This is a genomic window from Paenibacillus silvae (assembly GCF_014639235.1).
GTDB classification, from domain to species: Bacteria; Bacillota; Bacilli; order Paenibacillales; family Paenibacillaceae; genus Paenibacillus; species Paenibacillus silvae.
On record NZ_BMFU01000009.1, the window covers coordinates 17,191 to 33,061 of the forward strand.

General features: G+C 50.3%; 17 protein-coding genes. 16 read left to right on the plus strand and 1 reads right to left on the minus strand.

What is annotated here, in order from left to right; all coding sequences use genetic code 11:
* Nucleotides 1-103: 103 nt before the first annotated feature.
* Nucleotides 104-586, minus strand: a complete 483-nt coding sequence (locus IEW26_RS22975; protein WP_188594059.1) for a hypothetical protein — start codon at nucleotides 584-586, stop codon at nucleotides 104-106.
* Between the two features lie 266 nt (nucleotides 587-852).
* Here IEW26_RS22975 and IEW26_RS22980 point away from each other — a divergent pair, with 266 nt between their 5' ends.
* From IEW26_RS22980 to IEW26_RS23055, 16 genes are all read left to right on the plus strand, one after another.
* Nucleotides 853-1,824: a phosphotransferase family protein gene (locus tag IEW26_RS22980; protein WP_188594060.1), complete on the plus strand. Its 972-nt coding sequence runs from the start codon at nucleotides 853-855 to the stop codon at nucleotides 1,822-1,824.
* Between the two features lie 45 nt (nucleotides 1,825-1,869).
* A complete protein-coding gene (locus IEW26_RS22985) occupies nucleotides 1,870-2,868 on the plus strand; it encodes a glycosyltransferase (protein WP_145404687.1) in 999 nt (332 codons plus the stop codon).
* Nucleotides 2,869-2,904: 36 nt separating this feature from the next.
* Nucleotides 2,905-3,189 (plus strand): YesK family protein, encoded by a 285-nt coding sequence (locus IEW26_RS22990; protein WP_145404685.1) that lies wholly within the window; start codon nucleotides 2,905-2,907, stop codon nucleotides 3,187-3,189.
* A gap of 92 nt (nucleotides 3,190-3,281) precedes the next feature.
* Complete coding sequence (locus tag IEW26_RS22995; protein WP_188594061.1) at nucleotides 3,282-3,749, plus strand: hypothetical protein; 468 nt, start codon at nucleotides 3,282-3,284, stop codon at nucleotides 3,747-3,749.
* A 263-nt stretch (nucleotides 3,750-4,012) separates the two neighbouring features.
* Nucleotides 4,013-4,174: a hypothetical protein gene (locus IEW26_RS23000; RefSeq protein ID WP_167433997.1), complete on the plus strand. Its 162-nt coding sequence runs from the start codon at nucleotides 4,013-4,015 to the stop codon at nucleotides 4,172-4,174.
* Between the two features lie 101 nt (nucleotides 4,175-4,275).
* Complete coding sequence (gene abc-f / locus IEW26_RS23005) at nucleotides 4,276-6,384, plus strand: ribosomal protection-like ABC-F family protein (RefSeq protein WP_188594062.1); 2,109 nt, start codon at nucleotides 4,276-4,278, stop codon at nucleotides 6,382-6,384.
* 297 nt (nucleotides 6,385-6,681) lie between these two features.
* Nucleotides 6,682-7,215, plus strand: coding sequence for a hypothetical protein (locus tag IEW26_RS23010; protein WP_229729984.1), 534 nt, complete (start codon nucleotides 6,682-6,684; stop codon nucleotides 7,213-7,215).
* Nucleotides 7,215-7,700: a hypothetical protein gene (locus tag IEW26_RS30660; RefSeq protein ID WP_308423563.1), complete on the plus strand. Its 486-nt coding sequence runs from the start codon at nucleotides 7,215-7,217 to the stop codon at nucleotides 7,698-7,700. The genes IEW26_RS23010 and IEW26_RS30660 overlap by 1 nt, the downstream gene beginning before the upstream one ends.
* 60 nt (nucleotides 7,701-7,760) lie before the next feature.
* The gene (locus tag IEW26_RS23020; protein ID WP_188594063.1) at nucleotides 7,761-9,155 is read left to right on the plus strand and encodes a glutathionylspermidine synthase family protein; all 1,395 of its coding nucleotides are present in this window, start codon (nucleotides 7,761-7,763) and stop codon (nucleotides 9,153-9,155) included.
* Nucleotides 9,137-9,541 carry a DUF350 domain-containing protein gene (locus IEW26_RS23025; RefSeq protein WP_188594064.1) on the plus strand — a complete coding sequence of 135 codons (405 nt, stop codon included), beginning with the start codon at nucleotides 9,137-9,139 and terminating at the stop codon, nucleotides 9,539-9,541. Before IEW26_RS23020 ends, IEW26_RS23025 begins: the two co-directional genes overlap by 19 nt.
* Before the next feature lie 119 nt (nucleotides 9,542-9,660).
* Nucleotides 9,661-10,608, plus strand: coding sequence for a nucleoside hydrolase (locus IEW26_RS23030; RefSeq protein ID WP_145404676.1), 948 nt, complete (start codon nucleotides 9,661-9,663; stop codon nucleotides 10,606-10,608).
* 225 nt (nucleotides 10,609-10,833) lie between these two features.
* Entirely contained in the window at nucleotides 10,834-11,163 is a 330-nt protein-coding gene (locus IEW26_RS23035) for a PadR family transcriptional regulator (protein ID WP_188594065.1), read from the plus strand.
* A 6-nt stretch (nucleotides 11,164-11,169) separates the two neighbouring features.
* Entirely contained in the window at nucleotides 11,170-12,147 is a 978-nt protein-coding gene (locus IEW26_RS23040; RefSeq protein ID WP_188594066.1) for a permease prefix domain 1-containing protein, read from the plus strand.
* Nucleotides 12,148-12,520: 373 nt separating this feature from the next.
* Nucleotides 12,521-13,003, plus strand: a complete 483-nt coding sequence (lspA, locus tag IEW26_RS23045) for a signal peptidase II (protein ID WP_111270349.1) — start codon at nucleotides 12,521-12,523, stop codon at nucleotides 13,001-13,003.
* A gap of 285 nt (nucleotides 13,004-13,288) precedes the next feature.
* Nucleotides 13,289-15,058 carry a cache domain-containing sensor histidine kinase gene (locus tag IEW26_RS23050; protein ID WP_229729985.1) on the plus strand — a complete coding sequence of 590 codons (1,770 nt, stop codon included), beginning with the start codon at nucleotides 13,289-13,291 and terminating at the stop codon, nucleotides 15,056-15,058.
* Nucleotides 15,048-15,836: a response regulator gene (locus IEW26_RS23055; protein WP_188594068.1), complete on the plus strand. Its 789-nt coding sequence runs from the start codon at nucleotides 15,048-15,050 to the stop codon at nucleotides 15,834-15,836. The genes IEW26_RS23050 and IEW26_RS23055 overlap by 11 nt, the downstream gene beginning before the upstream one ends.
* Nucleotides 15,837-15,871: the final 35 nt, after the last annotated feature.

A 15,871-nucleotide genomic window follows, 5' to 3' on the forward strand; every position in this document is an offset into this window, starting at 1 on the left:
TTCAAGACTCAGGCCAAGGCGGGAAATAACAGCTTGGCCTTTTTGATATATGATCTTTGTGGTATGAGATGATTTGATATGTTATAAGTTGTTCGTGATTCTGTTAATTCGCAGGAGTATCATTCATCATTGTGGTCGTTTGTCTTGTCAGATGTGCATGCTGATAGGATGATGCAATCACTTCTACATAACTATCATACCCAACGACAAGGTAATGCTTCAGATCAAGCCGATTCCGGGGATCAAATAGCTTTCCTTTTTGGTCTAAAATGGGTGAATTCATCACCTGATAAAAGCCTGGGTCGGGAGGATAGCCGTTTGTCTCCCAGAAGCTGAGAATATCCTCGGAGTAAGGAATGCCTGCAACCTGCTCTGCATGCAGATCGAAGAAATTGATTGTGATGCATCGCATTTCAGCAACGGTGCCAAAAGTGAGCTCTACTTCTCGGTATTGATCCAGAGGCAAGTCCACGCGTGTTTGTACATCTATATGTAAAGTGGCACCGCCCGATTCAGTATAAGTGGCCTTCAGATCGGTTGTGGAGACGCGGAAATCTACTTTTTCAGGCATTAGTATAATGCTCATGGTCGTTCCTCCTGTAGATATTCAGGTTGATAGATTTTATCAAGTATTAAGAAGCCGCAGACTTTATTCGTCAATTATACCATGATCTTTAAAAGGGAACGAAAAGAGATGAATGCATTTGTATGAGGAGTCTTGTCATTGCAAGAGCATGTTTGGAACGAGGCTTTGTCCCACGGTAAGAAACACTACTTGCAGCCCACCTACCCACAACGTATGATGAATAGAAATCCTGTACGGAACGGTTAGATAGAAGGGAGGGTAAGGTTATGAAGAACAGCGGGAAAACAGAGAGCTGGGTGACCTCCGAAGGCATACTAGATGAACAGCAGATCATAGGGAGGCAGAAGCTATACCAAGGGTTGAACGGAAGGCATGTGGAGCGGTTTACTGCTCAATCCGGTCAGACGTATATTTTCAAACCATTGACGAATCCTGCCCAGTATGGACGGGAACGCTGGATGTACGAGCATGTGATGCCGCAATTACCTCCGGTGTATCCGCAGCTCATCGCGGCTTCGGATCAGGAAGCCGCTTCAGAGCAGAGCTGGATGATCTACGAGGATATGGGCCAGCTGGAGCACTTCTTATGCGAATCGACCATGATGCTTGCTGCTGCTCACATGGCGGAGTGGCATACGCTGCCCATTACAGCGTGGCAACAACTGCCGCGGGTGGGTCATAAGCCAGCCATTCGAGATATGCTGCATGAACTGGAGAGGCACAGGTCAGCGATAGCTGAGCTGTTAACCAAGCTACATGTGACCTGGTCTGCATCGGACTGGGACAGGCTCATCACGCTGCTTCTCACAGCAGAGGAAGAGCTGCCGCTGGTGCTGTGCCATGGTGATTTGCACCCCGGCAACGTGGCAGAAGTGGAGGGCAGGCTGGTTATTCTCGACTGGGAGCATGCTCACCTGAATACGCCATTGTGGGACGTATACCATCTGCTCGACCTGTCACATCCGCTCTTCCCTCGTACGATGACGCCCGAGCTGCGTGCACGGGTCATGAAGGTGTATCTGGACAAGCTGGAGAGCCTTGGCGTGCAGGTTGAACGGGTTTCTTTTGCAAAATGGTACGATGCTTATACGATTGTATTCTCACTCTGGATGCTGCGTCTGATCGACGGTGATCTGAGGAATCCGGACTGTATATGGCCGCAGGAGCAGCTGCGCAATCAATGGCATGAGACGGCTGCGACGCTGGAGCAGTGCATAAAGCATATGAACGGGTATTAGAAATGAAAAGGTGCAAATGAAGAATGGAAGTAAGGGGTGACAGGTTTGCATAAAGTTGGACTGGTGATGCGTAAAATTCAATTCACAGAGGCTCAGGGACCGCGGGTGTTTGCGGATCGACTGAAGCAGATCGGTCTGGAGCTGGGCGTGGACATCGTGTTCATTTCGCCGGAGCGGCATGTCAGCGGTTACGATTGGCTGCCGGGGTACGAGCATGAGAAGGGTGATCTGGTGAACTATGATATCGTGCTGGACCAGATTCATAGTCAACATATCGAGCATGTGATCTATACGGTGTCGGGATTTACGTTTTTGAAAATGTTTCTGCCAAAGAGTGTGCTGTTTCCGCACAGCTTCCCCGACCCGGCACTGACGGGGTATGAGATGATGAAGCCCTTCTATACGATGGTGGATAAAGCGATTGTGCAGACGGAGTTTTTGAAAAGAGAGCTGGGGCGCAATTTCGGTGTGCATGACGTGAACGTCATTCCGATTGGCTTTAATGAAGAGCTGGCGCATCGCCATTATGACCCGAGTCAGGTCGTGCATAATCGCGTGCTCTGGATCGGGCGGGATGAGGCGAACCGCCGTCCCGACCTGGTGCTGGAATATGCCCGTCAGAACCCGGACAAGGAAGTGTATATGGTGTTTGGCGGTGTGCGTTATAAGGAGAGCATGAAAAAGTATGACATCCCGCATAACGTCAAGCTGAAGTTTGCACTGACCCAGGATGAGATATTTGCGCTGATGAACTCAGCCAAGGTGTACTGGAGCTGCTCGGCGTTTGATACGTTTGCGATGCCGCTGACGGAAGCGATGGCGATGGGGAAAATGGTCGTGAAGCCAGAGCATCCGTGCTACGGCCACATAAAGTCCACGCATGCCTTTGCCGGCAATGAGCATAACTGGTTTGAACTGCTGAACATGGCTGCGGCTGCGCCTCGCAGTGTATCGGAAGACAACCGTGAGTATGCGTTTGGGGCCTTTTCGCGAACCGTGATGAAGGAAGGGTATCGGAACTTTTTTGCAGAATGGTTGAAGTAAGCAGTTGAACTTTCCATTTGTGAGGAGGAGAACGTTATGGAAGTACTCATCTTGTGGACGCTAGGGATGTGGGGAGTCCAGCTGTTAATCGAATGGGTCGTGTATCGGTTGCAGGGACGCCGAATGACGTGGCTTCAGTCGATCCTGCCATGTCTGACGCTGCTTGGCGGGGCTGTTGTTATTATGATCAGCATGGATATGGATAGCTGGAACGGAATTGGCTATGCACTGCTTGGTTTTACCTTGGGTACATCGGGGCTTCTGACGTTGATTACGGTAGCGGTTACAGCTCTGGTGCTGCGGCGGCGTGGAAGGCATTAGACTTCAGGCCGAGATGTAGCCGAGCACTGCGCGCGCGTGGAGCTGCTCGGCAACGGGTCGCGGCTGCTTGACACAAGGGAAAGGGGCATGTGATGAACAGCATAGTTTTGGAACATTGGTCTGCCGAGCAGCGTGAGCTGCCTGGCATGAATTGCATTGCTTTTGCAGATGGAACAGTCATTATTTTAGATATCCGTAAATACGATGATCCGAACAGCGGTGAGCGAACCGTGTACTGTTCTCCCCTGTGTGATACCACGGTGGAGAGCGTGGAGAAGTACACCCCCGATTGCTGGACGATGGTGGATGCATGGACGAGTGTTGATTATCAAGGCGGGAAAATCGTTGGCGGGGACGGGGCTATGGGGAATGAAGGCTTCATTGCCTGTACTGATGCAGAAGACCGTTTAGTGTGGGGCGTGTTTTTCGAGGATACGAATCCGATTAAACAAATAAGTGTGAACGGCACTACATTAATCGCGATCAATGAACATGGAGAGCTGTGTATTGAGATTAACCTGCATAATATGGTCGATATCAAGATATCCTGTTTGCGGTAATTCCAGCTTACGCTTATCCCCGGATTTTCTCCATTGAAAAAGGGAAGCAAAAATATCTGGGGATACCAGCGATTGGAAGGGTGTTCTGTCATCGAAGTGTCCATGTAAACCATCTTTAGTTCAATTTATATAGTAGTATGAATGTGGGGATGCTTATGAAGGATTTCCATGATAGACGTGGGCATGGGTACATCCGGTGGTTGCAGAGAAACAGTCCGCTGTGCTATATTAACAGTACTTATGACAAAGGGAGGTGAAGACAGGTGAATCACAACATGCTTAACAACCGTATTAGCCAGCTGCCAATTGCTATGGCTGGCATTGTTCACACTTTTCCGAACAACGGGAGAAGTCTGTCCAATTTTGAATATACGGAAATTAACATGTGTGAGAAGATGCCTGCCTTGACCTCATTCGGACGATAAGCATATTTGCTTTATTGCTTTCTGAAGGGCCGCGGAGCTAACCTCCTGCGGCTCTTTTTGTGTTGCGGTCAGGCTCTTCCAACTATAGGAGGAACCTTATTATGATGATCATTAGCGCGCAACAGCTGAAACAATATCACGGAGCACATCTGGTGCTGGACGGCATTACATTTGAAATTATGGAAGGGGATAAGGTTGCCCTCATCGGCCGCAACGGAAGCGGCAAAACAACCTTGATGCGTCTCATGGCCCGGTTAAGCCAGCCGGATGAAGGCCAGTTAATGCTGAAAAAAGACACAAGAGTCGGATATGTAGCGCAAGTTCCCGAAGGGCTGGATGACCATACTGTACTGGATGTACTGGGACTTGGATTTCAGGAGCTGATCGCTTGTCGTACACAGATGAAGGAACTGGAACAGCAGATGTCTGATCCGGCCTGTGCGGCCGATCCGGAGCAGCTGGAGCGTCTGCTCAAACGGTATGCCGCGCTGCAGGAGCGATTCGAGCGCGAAGGCGGTTATGAGATGGATGCACGGATTGACCAGGTCGCGGACGGACTGGATATTGCGAAGACTCATTATAGCTGGCGTTTCGGCTCTCTATCCGGTGGTGAGCAGACTCGGGTGGTGCTGGCTTCACAGCTCATTGTGAGTCCAGATCTGCTGCTGCTGGATGAGCCAACAAACCATCTGGATCTGGAGCGGGTGGAGTGGCTGGAAGGTTTTTTACGTGAATACAACGGCACGGTTGTTCTCATCTCGCATGACCGCTATTTCCTGGATCGGGTGGTGACACGCACGCTGGAGCTGGAGGATGGGGAGGCCGAAACCGCTGCAGGTGGATATACCGAATATATGAAGGTGAAGGAGCAGCGGCTGCTGAAGCAGTTTGAGGAATTCAAGGAGCAGCAGAAGGTTATCAAAAAAATGAAGGAAACGATTCGCCAGCTGGAGGAATGGGGCCGTGTTGGCGGCAATGAAAAGTTTTTCCGGCGGGCGGCCTCCATGCGTAAAGCGCTGGAGCGGATGGAGCAGGTGAAGCGACCTGTGCTGGAGCGCCGTCATGCGGATTTTGATGTGCGTCCTACAGATCGCACGGGTAAACGTGTGGCGGTGCTGGAGGATGTGGAGAAGCGGTACGGCGACCGGGATATTTTACGAGGTGTATCTGCTCTGCTGGAATATGGCGACAAAACGGCTTTGATCGGCCGCAACGGTTCGGGTAAAACAACGTTGTTCAGACTATTGCTCGGTGAGGAGCAGCCTGATGCAGGCAAGCTGGAGTGGGGTGCACGTGCAGATGTCGGTTATCTTGCCCAACAGGAGGAGCCGTTGAACCCCAAGCTCAGCGTGCTGGAGCACTTCCGTCTGGAAGCAGGTGTGGAGGAAGGAGAGGCGCGTGGCATATTGGCTCGATATCTGTTCTATGGTGCAGATGTTTTTCGCTCGGTCGGACAGCTGTCCGGGGGAGAGTGGACCCGTCTGAGGCTGGCGCTGCTGGTGCAGCGCAAACCGAATGTACTTTTACTGGATGAGCCGACCAACCATCTCGATATTGCTTCAAGAGAGGCGCTGGAGGATTCGCTTGCTGATTTTGAAGGGACTGTGCTTGCGATCTCGCATGATCGTTACTTTGTGAATCGCCTTGCTTCCCGAGTATGGGAGCTGGAGGAGGGTCAGCTGACAACGTACCTTGGGGATTACGAGGCGTATCGGGAGAAGAAGCTTGAATTGCAGAATCGAGTAGCGAAAGATATATCACGGGATCGGGGAACAAGCGAAGTCGGAAATGGATCGAAAACCGGGAGAAGGACTGAGGGGACAGACGGGAGCAGAACGGCGCAGGAGTCTGGACCGAAAGCAGGGGGCCGCGGACGGGGAAACGTATATGCAGGCGAAGAGACTGCCCTGGGGCAATTTCAAGTTCATGCTGAGCATGATGCTGGACAGGTAAAAACGGATCAAGGGAACGACAACGGAAGTAGCAACAGGAGTGGCAGTCGCAACCGAGACAGCAGCAGAAATGGGCAACAAGGATCTGTACAAAAGTTGGAGCAGGCGATGGCTCGAATAGAAGTTCAGATTCAGGAGCTTGATCGGCAGCTTGAGGCGTTAGCCAATGATTCGGCAGCTCTGGAGCAAACGTGGAACGAGCGAGAGCAGTTATCCGCAGCGTACGATGAGCTGTTAGCTCAATGGGCCGAGATGTGAGAATAACTACAAGCGCAGCACAACGGTTGCACGTCAAAAGCATGAATGATTTAGGGTAACTAGAGGAAAAGGACTTAAAGAACGTATAGGATTGTCTCACCATTGATATGCACTTGGTATGCATGGATGGATATGAGGCAGTCCCTTTTTTTGTGTTTCGGTAGATTGTTTCAAATGCCGAATAAGGTCTGTGGCAATCGTTAGCGCGGCTGGAGCATACGATAGAAAATTCCATGTTTCTTTTTACATGTCATAGCGAATAGTGTAACTTTTTTCCTCCTCATGCGTTTAATACGTTTGTGTGTATTGAAACGGCTCACCTACGAGCTCGCAGAGAGGGAGGAGACAGCAATCTATTATTCATTGACGTATCGCAGCTGGTCGGAGGATAAGCAGGCAGAGACGGGTGTACTGGAACAGACTTCGGTTACACGGGATGAATTGTTCATGCGCAAGCTGGTGGACGCAACTCTGATGAAAAACAAATTATGGGCCCATCTGTCCAATGAATGTCAGGATCGGCGGGAGCACGCCATCTATGTGACAGCTTATGATCAGCAGATGCCGGAAGGGCACGGTGCTGCTATTGCGGATGCGGCGCTGGGCATGTGTAAAATGTCCTCCATGTACAGCCCGGAGTATATGCTGTGGAATGGGCGATCCTTTGAGGAACTGGAGCTGATGGAGTCCGCTGGCTACACGATGGAGCTGGCTGAGCAGCTCCTGGACCATTACATGGTTCGGGCGGGCAGGACGTATGAGATTCTGTATTCCGTGCTGGATACGGATCGCAAGAAAGTGCTGTTTTTCGTGAAAGAGGTGGATCTGTAATGAAGGAAGAAGAGATGCAAAAGTCTTTATCTATACAGGAGGCTGGAGTGGCTGAAAACATCAACGAGAATAAATCCTCCTCCCATTCAGGAGTTGAATCCATGCAGGGATTCGAGCCTGTACCGGGATTGAAGCATGAAACGGGGACTGATTCTACGCCCGGCTCTGAGCCAGCGACGGTATCTGTTTCCCCAGAAGGTTCGAAATCAGCATCAGGTTCTAAACCGGGCTCCAAGGCCAAGCTGGTGGCCTTCTCGCTTATGCTTGCTGTGCCTGCGGTGATTGCAGGATGTGGCAGTAATGACGAATGTGATCCTCAGTATGATGAAGGATGCGAGTACGATTCCAGCAGTGGTCATTACTATTATGGCGGATACGGCGGATCATCCTATCGCAGCAGCAAGGACGGCAGCAGTTCATATAAAAGCTCTTCCAAATCCAAATCGAGCGGTTTCGGCAGCTTTTTCCGCAGCTCGGGAGGTTAATTGCATGGGGCAAGGGGAAATCAGCACCAGTCTACAATGGGGCAGAAGGAGGATGGCTGCATGAGAACCGTTTTCCCGCTTCCATTCAGTCACGATGAGGTTTTCTCAGGGGAAGCCGGAGAGAAGATTCCGTATCATCGCATGTATGGCAAGCAGTATTGTGTGCCATCACTGACGGTTTATACACCGGAGGAGCTGAATGAACTGCGTACTGCGGCCGAGGCAGTGGACGCTATTTACAGTAAAGTCATGCGTTTTATCCAGCGATATATGCCGGATTCGTTTCTGGAGGGACCGCTTGGCATTCATCCGGGGCTGATTGCGGCAGCTCGGTTGGAGAGCGTTGCAGGCGGGATTACTCGTCAGGACTGGATCATAAGTGAAGCTGGTTTGAAGTGTATTGAAAATAATACCGATACGCCTACGGGCATACCCGAATCAGCGGCACTTGAAAGCCTTCTGATCGGACTCGCGGCCGACCAGACATGGACTGCACCCTCGGCTCATATGGATGAGCGTATTCGGGAATGCTTCCGCTCCTGGCTAACGTTCTATGCCGAGCAGGGTCTGGAGGGGCCGGTTACATTTACTTCATATGGCGAGCATGTTGAGGATCGAACCAATACCATCTACTTGATGGAGCGTTGTCGTGAAGCCGGATATGATGTGCTGTATGCACCGCTTGAGGAGCTTGAGATTGTACCGAGAGAAGGACTGTATCATCAGGGACGCGAAATCCGTCTTTTATATCGTCTGTATCCGCTGGAATATCTGATTGGGGATCGGGACGAGACGACGGGTGTGGACATTGGTGCTGCATTGATTGAGCTGGTACATGAAGGAAAGCTGGGGCTGATGAATCCGGTGCAGCATGTTCTGATGCAGAGCAAAGGCTTTATGGCCGCGATCTGGTCGCTGTATGAGCGGAATGAGCAGACGCCCGAGTACTGCGGGTTTACGCTTTTTGATGAGACTGAGATGCAGGTGATCTCGCGCTATCTGCTGCCAACGTACTTTACTGCGGCGCCGTTTGAGCAGAGCGCTGTGCCTTATGCAGCCAAGAGCTATTGGGGACGCGAGGGGCGCGGAACTCTTTTGCTGGATCAGGAAGAAGTTCTGGGAACGATGGAGATGAACACGGAAATTCAGTTGCAGTCTGCAACGCAGGATAAAGATGAAAAAGACGATGCAGATGAAGAGATTGAAGCGTATTATGCGAATCAACCCAAGGTATATCAGCAGCTGGTGCCGATGGAGCAGGCGTCAATTCAGACGGAGGATGGTCCATACAGCGGTTATCTGTTGACGGGTGTATTTGTAATTGGAGGACGGTTCGCTGGCATGCTGCCGCGGGTCGGAGAGAAGGTCACTGGTGACATGGCCTATTATTGCGCAGCAACGGTGCGTGAAGGGATGAATGATGAGGAGGAGAAGGAATGGAGAAGCTGGGATTAAACCTGTTAAATGTAGCGCTAGGTATGGGGATTTTACTGGTGGTGCTGGTGTGTGGGTACTTTGCTTTCAGCAAATTGACCCGGTATAACGATAGTGAGCAAATTGCAAAAGGCAATGAAGCGGCAGGTATGTATATGGGCAGCAAGCTGCTGGGACTGTGTATTATTGTGGGGATGGTATCCTTCTCGACGCATGCGTGGCTGGATATGCTGCTGTGGTCAGCACTGGGTATTATTATTCTGTGCCTGGTCTATATTATATTTGATTTCCTGACGCCGAAGATGCGGGTGTGTGAGGAAATTGCGCGTGGTAATATGGCGGTGGCACAGCTGCTTCGATCCATCATCATCGGTGTTTCCATCGTCATCGGTACGTTTTTGATGTAAAATAAACCCTGACGTTTTGCATAGATATATCCGTTGAATGAACTTGCTGATGTACATTCGATCGATAATTGTTTAACGGATGTAGAACGAATTTTATATGGAAGAAGGAGCGCGGCAGCATGAGAAGAGTCATCATTGATACGGATACGGCAGGAGACGATACAATTGCGATCCTGACGGCATTGCATCACTTTCAGGTGGAGGGCATCACGATTACTGGCGGCAACGTGCAGTTTGACCAGGAGGTTGAAAATGCACTGTACACCGTACAGGTTGCCGGACACGGCGGCAAGGTCCCGGTATACAAAGGCTGCGAACGGCCGCTCATGGCCTATGGTCAGGCCCAGCACCGCACGGTCGAAGATGTGCACGGCGATGACGGCATGGGCGGTGCACATTTCCCGAAAGCCGATCAGCGCCCCGAGAGCGGGCATGCGGTTGATTTTATTATTGATAAGGTGCATGCAAACCCGGGGGCGATTGAACTGCTGGCGATTGCACCGCTAACCAACATTGCGATGGCGATTCAGAAAGATCCAACGATTATCCCTGAGATTGCCCATCTGTACATTATGGGTGGAACGAACAATGCGCTGGGTAATATCACTCCGGCAGCGGAGTACAACTTCTATGTGGACCCGGAGGCTGCCAAAATTGTTCTGCATGCAGGCATCCCCACTACGATGGTTGGCTGGGAGATGTGTACCCAATACTCAGTGATGGATGATGATGATCATGCCGAGATTGCAGCGCTGGGCACATCGGGTGCGGACTTTTTCACGGCAATCAATAAGGTGGTTATGCAGTTTAACAAATCCGTACATAAACTGAACGGAACAACTCACCCGGATACACTGCTGATGGCCGTGGCGGCTGATGAGTCGCTCATGACCAAGTCCGGACATTATTATGTCGATGTGGAAGCGGCTGGAGAACTGACTCGTGGATACAGTGTGGTTGATATCAACGGACGTTTCGGCAAAGCGCCGAATGTACGGGTGTGCGAGGCGATTGATCGACCGAAGTTCAAGTCCATGCTGCTGGATGTGCTATCTACGATTAAGTAATCCAGGTTGCGTAAATGATGAGTGTGACAGTAGCTCGGCAGAGCTACTCGGTGAAATTTAAATAAACATCCATTATGCAAAAGGATGTACTGTTCTAATCCGTACCTTTAACCAGGTGCGGATTTTTATTTTGCCTATTTTCAAACGAACTACTTCATCTGTCGTAGTAACTGTGCTATACTCAATCTACTACGACAGATGGAGTAATGAGGGGGAATACCTTTTGTGATCAGCAGTGATGTCATACGTGGCTATAATGATACGCTCATTCTTTACATGCTGCTTGAAGGTGAATCGTATGGATACGAGATATCCAAGAACATTCGGCAGCTAACAGACGAAAAGTATGTCATGAAGGAGACTACACTTTATTCAGCCTTCACCCGTTTGGAGAAAAACGGTTATATCGAATCCTTTTATCAGGATGAAAGTAGTCTGGGCAAACGCCGCACCTATTACCGGATCACGCCAGCTGGCCTGGGCTATTACAGGGAGAAGTGTGAGGAATGGAAGGTTACGCAAGAGGTTGTTAATCTGTTTATCAGGGAGCTGTGACGGGATATGGAGACAATTATGGTGTATCTGGACAATATGTTTGCGGGGTTACCAAGAACTCCTGAGGTGGAGCGTATGAAGCAGGAGCTTCTTTCAGGTATGGAGGATAAGTATCTGGAGTTAAAGCAGGAGGGCAGATCGGAGAACGAAGCGGTTGGCATTGTTATCTCCGAATTTGGCAACATTGAGGAATTGATGGCGGAGCTTGGTATTCAGCCGGATGATATGCAGGAGATTGTGCCGACGCTGACGGAGGAAGAGGCTCATGCCTATATTGCGGCCAAGCGAAGTGCAGGCTTCTGGACAGGGCTGGGTGTGTGGCTGTCTGCAATAGGTGTAGCCTTTATGATTTTGATAAATACACTGTTCGAGAGCTTGGGGAGTTCCACAGAGCAAGACTCACTCGGCATTGGATCTGTGCTGGGGATGAGCGGGCTGTTCGTGCTGGTTGCTATTGCGGTGGGCATGTTTATCTACAGCGGTATGAAACTGGGCCGGTTCGATTATATCGAAAAAGAGTTTCAGCTTCCCCGTACCCTTCTCATGACTCTTCAGCGGAGCAAGGCTAGTTTTGCACTGACGTATCGGGTTGCCCTCATTACGGGCGTATGCTTGTGTATCCTGTCTCCTGTATTTGTTTTTGCAGGCGCTTATTTGAATGATACGTATGCAGTTTATGGAACGTCTGCTCTCTTGGCTACGGCGGGTATTGGTGTGTTTTTGTTTATCTATTACGGTAATATTCAGGGTGCATATACTAAACTGCTGGAGTATCAGCATCTGAATGCAGCCAAGAGGGAGGAGGCACGAGTAGAACGAGCTGTCGGAGCGATTGTGTGGCCGCTGGCGACAGCGTTCTTTCTGTTTACTGGTTTCGTGTATCAACGCTGGGATATCAACTGGGCCATCTTCCCGATTGTCGGCATTCTCTCCGGCAGCTTCAGCAATGTGTACCACCTTGTGAAGGATAAAAAATCATCCTGATTTTTGTATCATATTACGGCTTCGGAAATGGTTGAAGCATGCGCTGACCCGCCTTATGAAATACGATAAGGCGGGTTTTATGTATAATACGTCCAAAAACGTAGCTGTGAGTATGTGTTACGCCTTCAAAAACGAGCGAAGGCCTGCAGTAACGAGGTCATGGTCCTCCTCATCAGGCAATGCCGGATATCTTGATGGTACCGACCTGTCCTGCCCGCGGCAAAGGGTGGATTTTATCGCATGTTATAAGAGAAGCGAGGCTGTCTCATTTGGAGGCGCCATAATTGCTGTGGTAAAGTAAGAGGATCATGATGCAGGGTGCGCTTCGCTTGAACTTATAAGTGCAGCTTAAAGCAGGCAGGAGGGAAGGGCAATGCTGTTTTACTTTGTCGCGCTGCTGGTTACGCTGGTGGACCAGGGTACCAAAATTGCGGTTCGAATGTATATGGAGGTTGGCGAGGTGATGCGGCTTGGTGATTCGGGGATGCAGCTGCAGCATTATGAAAATAGCGGTATGGCGGGAAGCATGTTTCAAGGTAATGCACGTCTATTTGGAATAATCGCTGTATTGTTTATCGCAGGCATGCTCTATTATCGGCGCAAAGGCGAGATACGGGGATTCTGGATGCAGGCAGGGGCAGGCTTTATGGTCGGCGGTGCTCTCGGCAACGCGATAGATCGGTTTGTTTATGCACGGGTGACGGATTTTCTGGTGTTTCCGTCGGGACGAGGCATATTGAATCTGGCAGATGTGGCCATTAACATCGGTGTGGTGCTGCTGATCATCGGCATGTTGATTCGTGTATATCAAGGATATCGGGAGAAGCGTATGCGTAATGCGTTACCGAAAGCATAATTATTGTATAAAGAACCATGAGTGTGGAAGTTCTGCTATGGCACGGGATGAGTTCGTTATTGATTAACAACTCAAACTGTGCTATTTTGAATTCGGTTAGTTTAATCAATAAACTAAGTGGAGCTTTGCTAAAAAAATAGTAAATTCAAAGGGAAAGCTTTGCAAGCGCTTCAATGATTAGAACAGCATACACAGACGAATCCGGCATCGAGTATATCCCGTCATCCAGAATACGGGCGTGAGATGGTGGTTTCTTTTACATGCAGAAAGAGGGGATTTCGGAAGGTGCAGCGGCAAATCAGACCTTTTAACTCACTTCGTAATCAGATCTTTGTCGGTTTTGTGATGGTGATGCTCGTAGTTCTGCTCATCGCAGGTATTTCGGCGTATGACCGTGTAGCGTCTCTGCTGAAAAGCAATGCCGAGAAGCATATCCAGCAGACGGCCGTACAGGCCAGCGGCAGGCTGGACGCGCTTATTGCGCAGGTCAATTCTTTAACGGCCCAGGTTGCAGATGATACCTATCTTCAGCGCTTGTTATATGAGGAGAAGCAGGGGAAAAAGGCCACCTTTAATCAGCGGCAGGCACTCCTGCAGATCGCGGGCAGCTATCAATCTTTCATTAATGGTGCACAGAGCATGGAAATTTACACGACGAATTACAGCCGGATATTTCCGATGGATGACCGTTCATTAAGTCACAGGCTGGATCGAGACTGGATTGCTCAAGCCGATGAAGGCAAAGGGCGACTGGTATGGGCCGGCTCCGATCCCGATGATCCAAGCATTCTTCTGGCCATTCGGCGAATAAACTTGCTGGATCGTTCTTTTGAGCATGGCGGTTATGTAGTTGTGCGTATGCAGCGCAGTTTTTTTCAACTCAATGATTTAGAGAGTTCGGACGGCTCTCAGGATTCAATCATGCTGCTGGACGGCGGCGGAGAGGTTGTGACCTCCAATCTGGATGTGCACCTTGACCCTCAAGCCGTAATGGATAGTGAGTCTGTCGTGCAGAACGGCAAGGAGTCGTATATCGTGGTGAAGCAGCGATCCGAGCTAACGGGCTGGACGCTTGCCGTGCTGACTCCGCTGCGGGAAACGACCGAAGGGGTGTCCATCCTGAGAACGGCTTTATTTGTATCGGGCATAATCGGCGTTGTGCTTTTTCTGGTGATGTCCTTTTTTCTGTCTACGATGATTACTCGTCCGTTAATTCGCCTGATGCGGGCAATGCGGGGAGCACAGCCGGGGGCGATGAGGCCCAATCTCATGGTTAGCTCCACTTCGGAGATCAATGAGCTGAATGAGGTGTATAACCAGATGGTCTACAGGCAAAATGAGCTGGCACAGGTGGTGCATGACAAGGAAGTCATGCAATCCCGCGCAGAGCTGAAGGCGCTGCAATCGCAGATTAACCCTCATTTTCTGTTCAATACACTGGAAGCCTTCTATTGGTCACTGGAGGACAAGGGGGAGGAGGAAATGGCTCGAATGGTTATCGCGATGTCCCGATTGTTTCGTTATATCATCACCAGCCCGCATCAGGATGAATGGGTGACGATTGCGGACGAGCTTGAGCATGTAGAGCGGTATCTGAACATTATGCAGATGCGGCTTGGCAACAGGATGCAATGGGAGATCCGGCTGAGTGAAGAGCTGCGCACAGTACCGATGCCCAAGCTGCTGATCCAGCCACTGGTGGAAAATGCCGTGTTGTACGGTGTGGAGAGCACCCTGAAGCCAGGAAAGATAGAGATCAACGTGTATCCGTCATCCATCACAGGTCTGGTATGTGTGGAGGTGCGTGATGATGGGCCAGGTATAGAGGCAGAGCGTCTCCAGACGATCCAGCAAGCATTAAAGGGCGGTGATCCGCTGGCCCCTGGCAGAGGGACCGGTGTAGGGCTGGTCAACGTCCATCAGCGTCTTCAATTGTACTTTGGCGGCAGCCCGCTTGGTGATTATGCAAGACTTGCGGTAGACAGTGAAGCGGGAGCCGGAACGGTAATTCGTTTTTATATTCCAAGGGGATCGGAGGCTTCATATGATTCATGAAAAAACGATTCTGATTGTGGACGACGAACCTCGCACAAGAGAAGGCATCCGTAAAACACTGGAGGCATGGTATGCCGGAAAGAACCGGATACAGACAGCGGCTAGCGGTGTTGAGGCCAGAGAATGGCTCGCGAGCCAGCCTGCCGACCTGCTGATCACGGATGTGCGTATGCCGGAATTTTCCGGCTTGTCCCTGGTGGAAGCGATTCAGCATTTTCCTAGTAAACCTGCGGTTCTCATTATGTCAGGGTATGCGGACTTCACGTATGCACAGCAGGCGATCAAACTGGGCGTGGTGGATTATTTGTTGAAACCTATTGAGAAGCAGCAACTGCTCCAGACGGTAGAAAAAGCACTTCATGTTCATGAGCAGCAGCGGCGCATCCAGGCCATGCAGGAGATCGTTGATCCCAAGCTGGTGGATATCCGGGAGCGGAGGGATCAGCAGGGTGATACCCCGATTGGAGAAGCCTTGTCCTATATTGAGGCACATCTGGGCGAGCCCATAACGATGCGGGAGCTTGCCGACTCCGTGCACCTGAACTCCAGTTATTTTAGCGTATTGTTCAAAGAGCAGGTTGGGTTGAATTTCAGCGAATATCTGATGCGCAAACGTGTTCAGCGGGCAAAGGAATTACTGGTGCAGACTGCCTTGCCTATATCGGAAATTGCCGGGAGAGTGGGCTACCAGACGGATAAGTATTTTATCAAAGTGTTCAAAAGCCTGGAGGGCATCAGTCCAAGCAAATACCGCCATACCGTAAATGAGAAGAGTTAGTAAGCGTATATGCATGATATAGAAAAAACCTCTTA

Bases quoted from the DNA above. Each gene is read 5' to 3' on its own strand.
- lspA (WP_111270349.1), top strand. From the start codon at position 12,521: ATGCTGTTTTACTTTGTCGCGCTGCTGGTTACGCTGGTGGACCAGGGT.
- IEW26_RS30660 (WP_308423563.1), top strand. From the start codon at position 7,215: ATGAAGGAAGAAGAGATGCAAAAGTCTTTATCTATACAGGAGGCTGGA.
- IEW26_RS22980 (WP_188594060.1), top strand. From the start codon at position 853: ATGAAGAACAGCGGGAAAACAGAGAGCTGGGTGACCTCCGAAGGCATA.
- IEW26_RS23020 (WP_188594063.1), top strand. From the start codon at position 7,761: ATGAGAACCGTTTTCCCGCTTCCATTCAGTCACGATGAGGTTTTCTCA.
- IEW26_RS23025 (WP_188594064.1), top strand. From the start codon at position 9,137: ATGGAGAAGCTGGGATTAAACCTGTTAAATGTAGCGCTAGGTATGGGG.
- IEW26_RS23055 (WP_188594068.1), top strand. From the start codon at position 15,048: ATGATTCATGAAAAAACGATTCTGATTGTGGACGACGAACCTCGCACA.
- IEW26_RS22975 (WP_188594059.1), bottom strand. From the start codon at position 586: ATGAGCATTATACTAATGCCTGAAAAAGTAGATTTCCGCGTCTCCACA.
- abc-f (WP_188594062.1), top strand. From the start codon at position 4,276: ATGATGATCATTAGCGCGCAACAGCTGAAACAATATCACGGAGCACAT.
- IEW26_RS23030 (WP_145404676.1), top strand. From the start codon at position 9,661: ATGAGAAGAGTCATCATTGATACGGATACGGCAGGAGACGATACAATT.
- IEW26_RS22990 (WP_145404685.1), top strand. From the start codon at position 2,905: ATGGAAGTACTCATCTTGTGGACGCTAGGGATGTGGGGAGTCCAGCTG.
- IEW26_RS23040 (WP_188594066.1), top strand. From the start codon at position 11,170: ATGGAGACAATTATGGTGTATCTGGACAATATGTTTGCGGGGTTACCA.
- IEW26_RS22995 (WP_188594061.1), top strand. From the start codon at position 3,282: ATGAACAGCATAGTTTTGGAACATTGGTCTGCCGAGCAGCGTGAGCTG.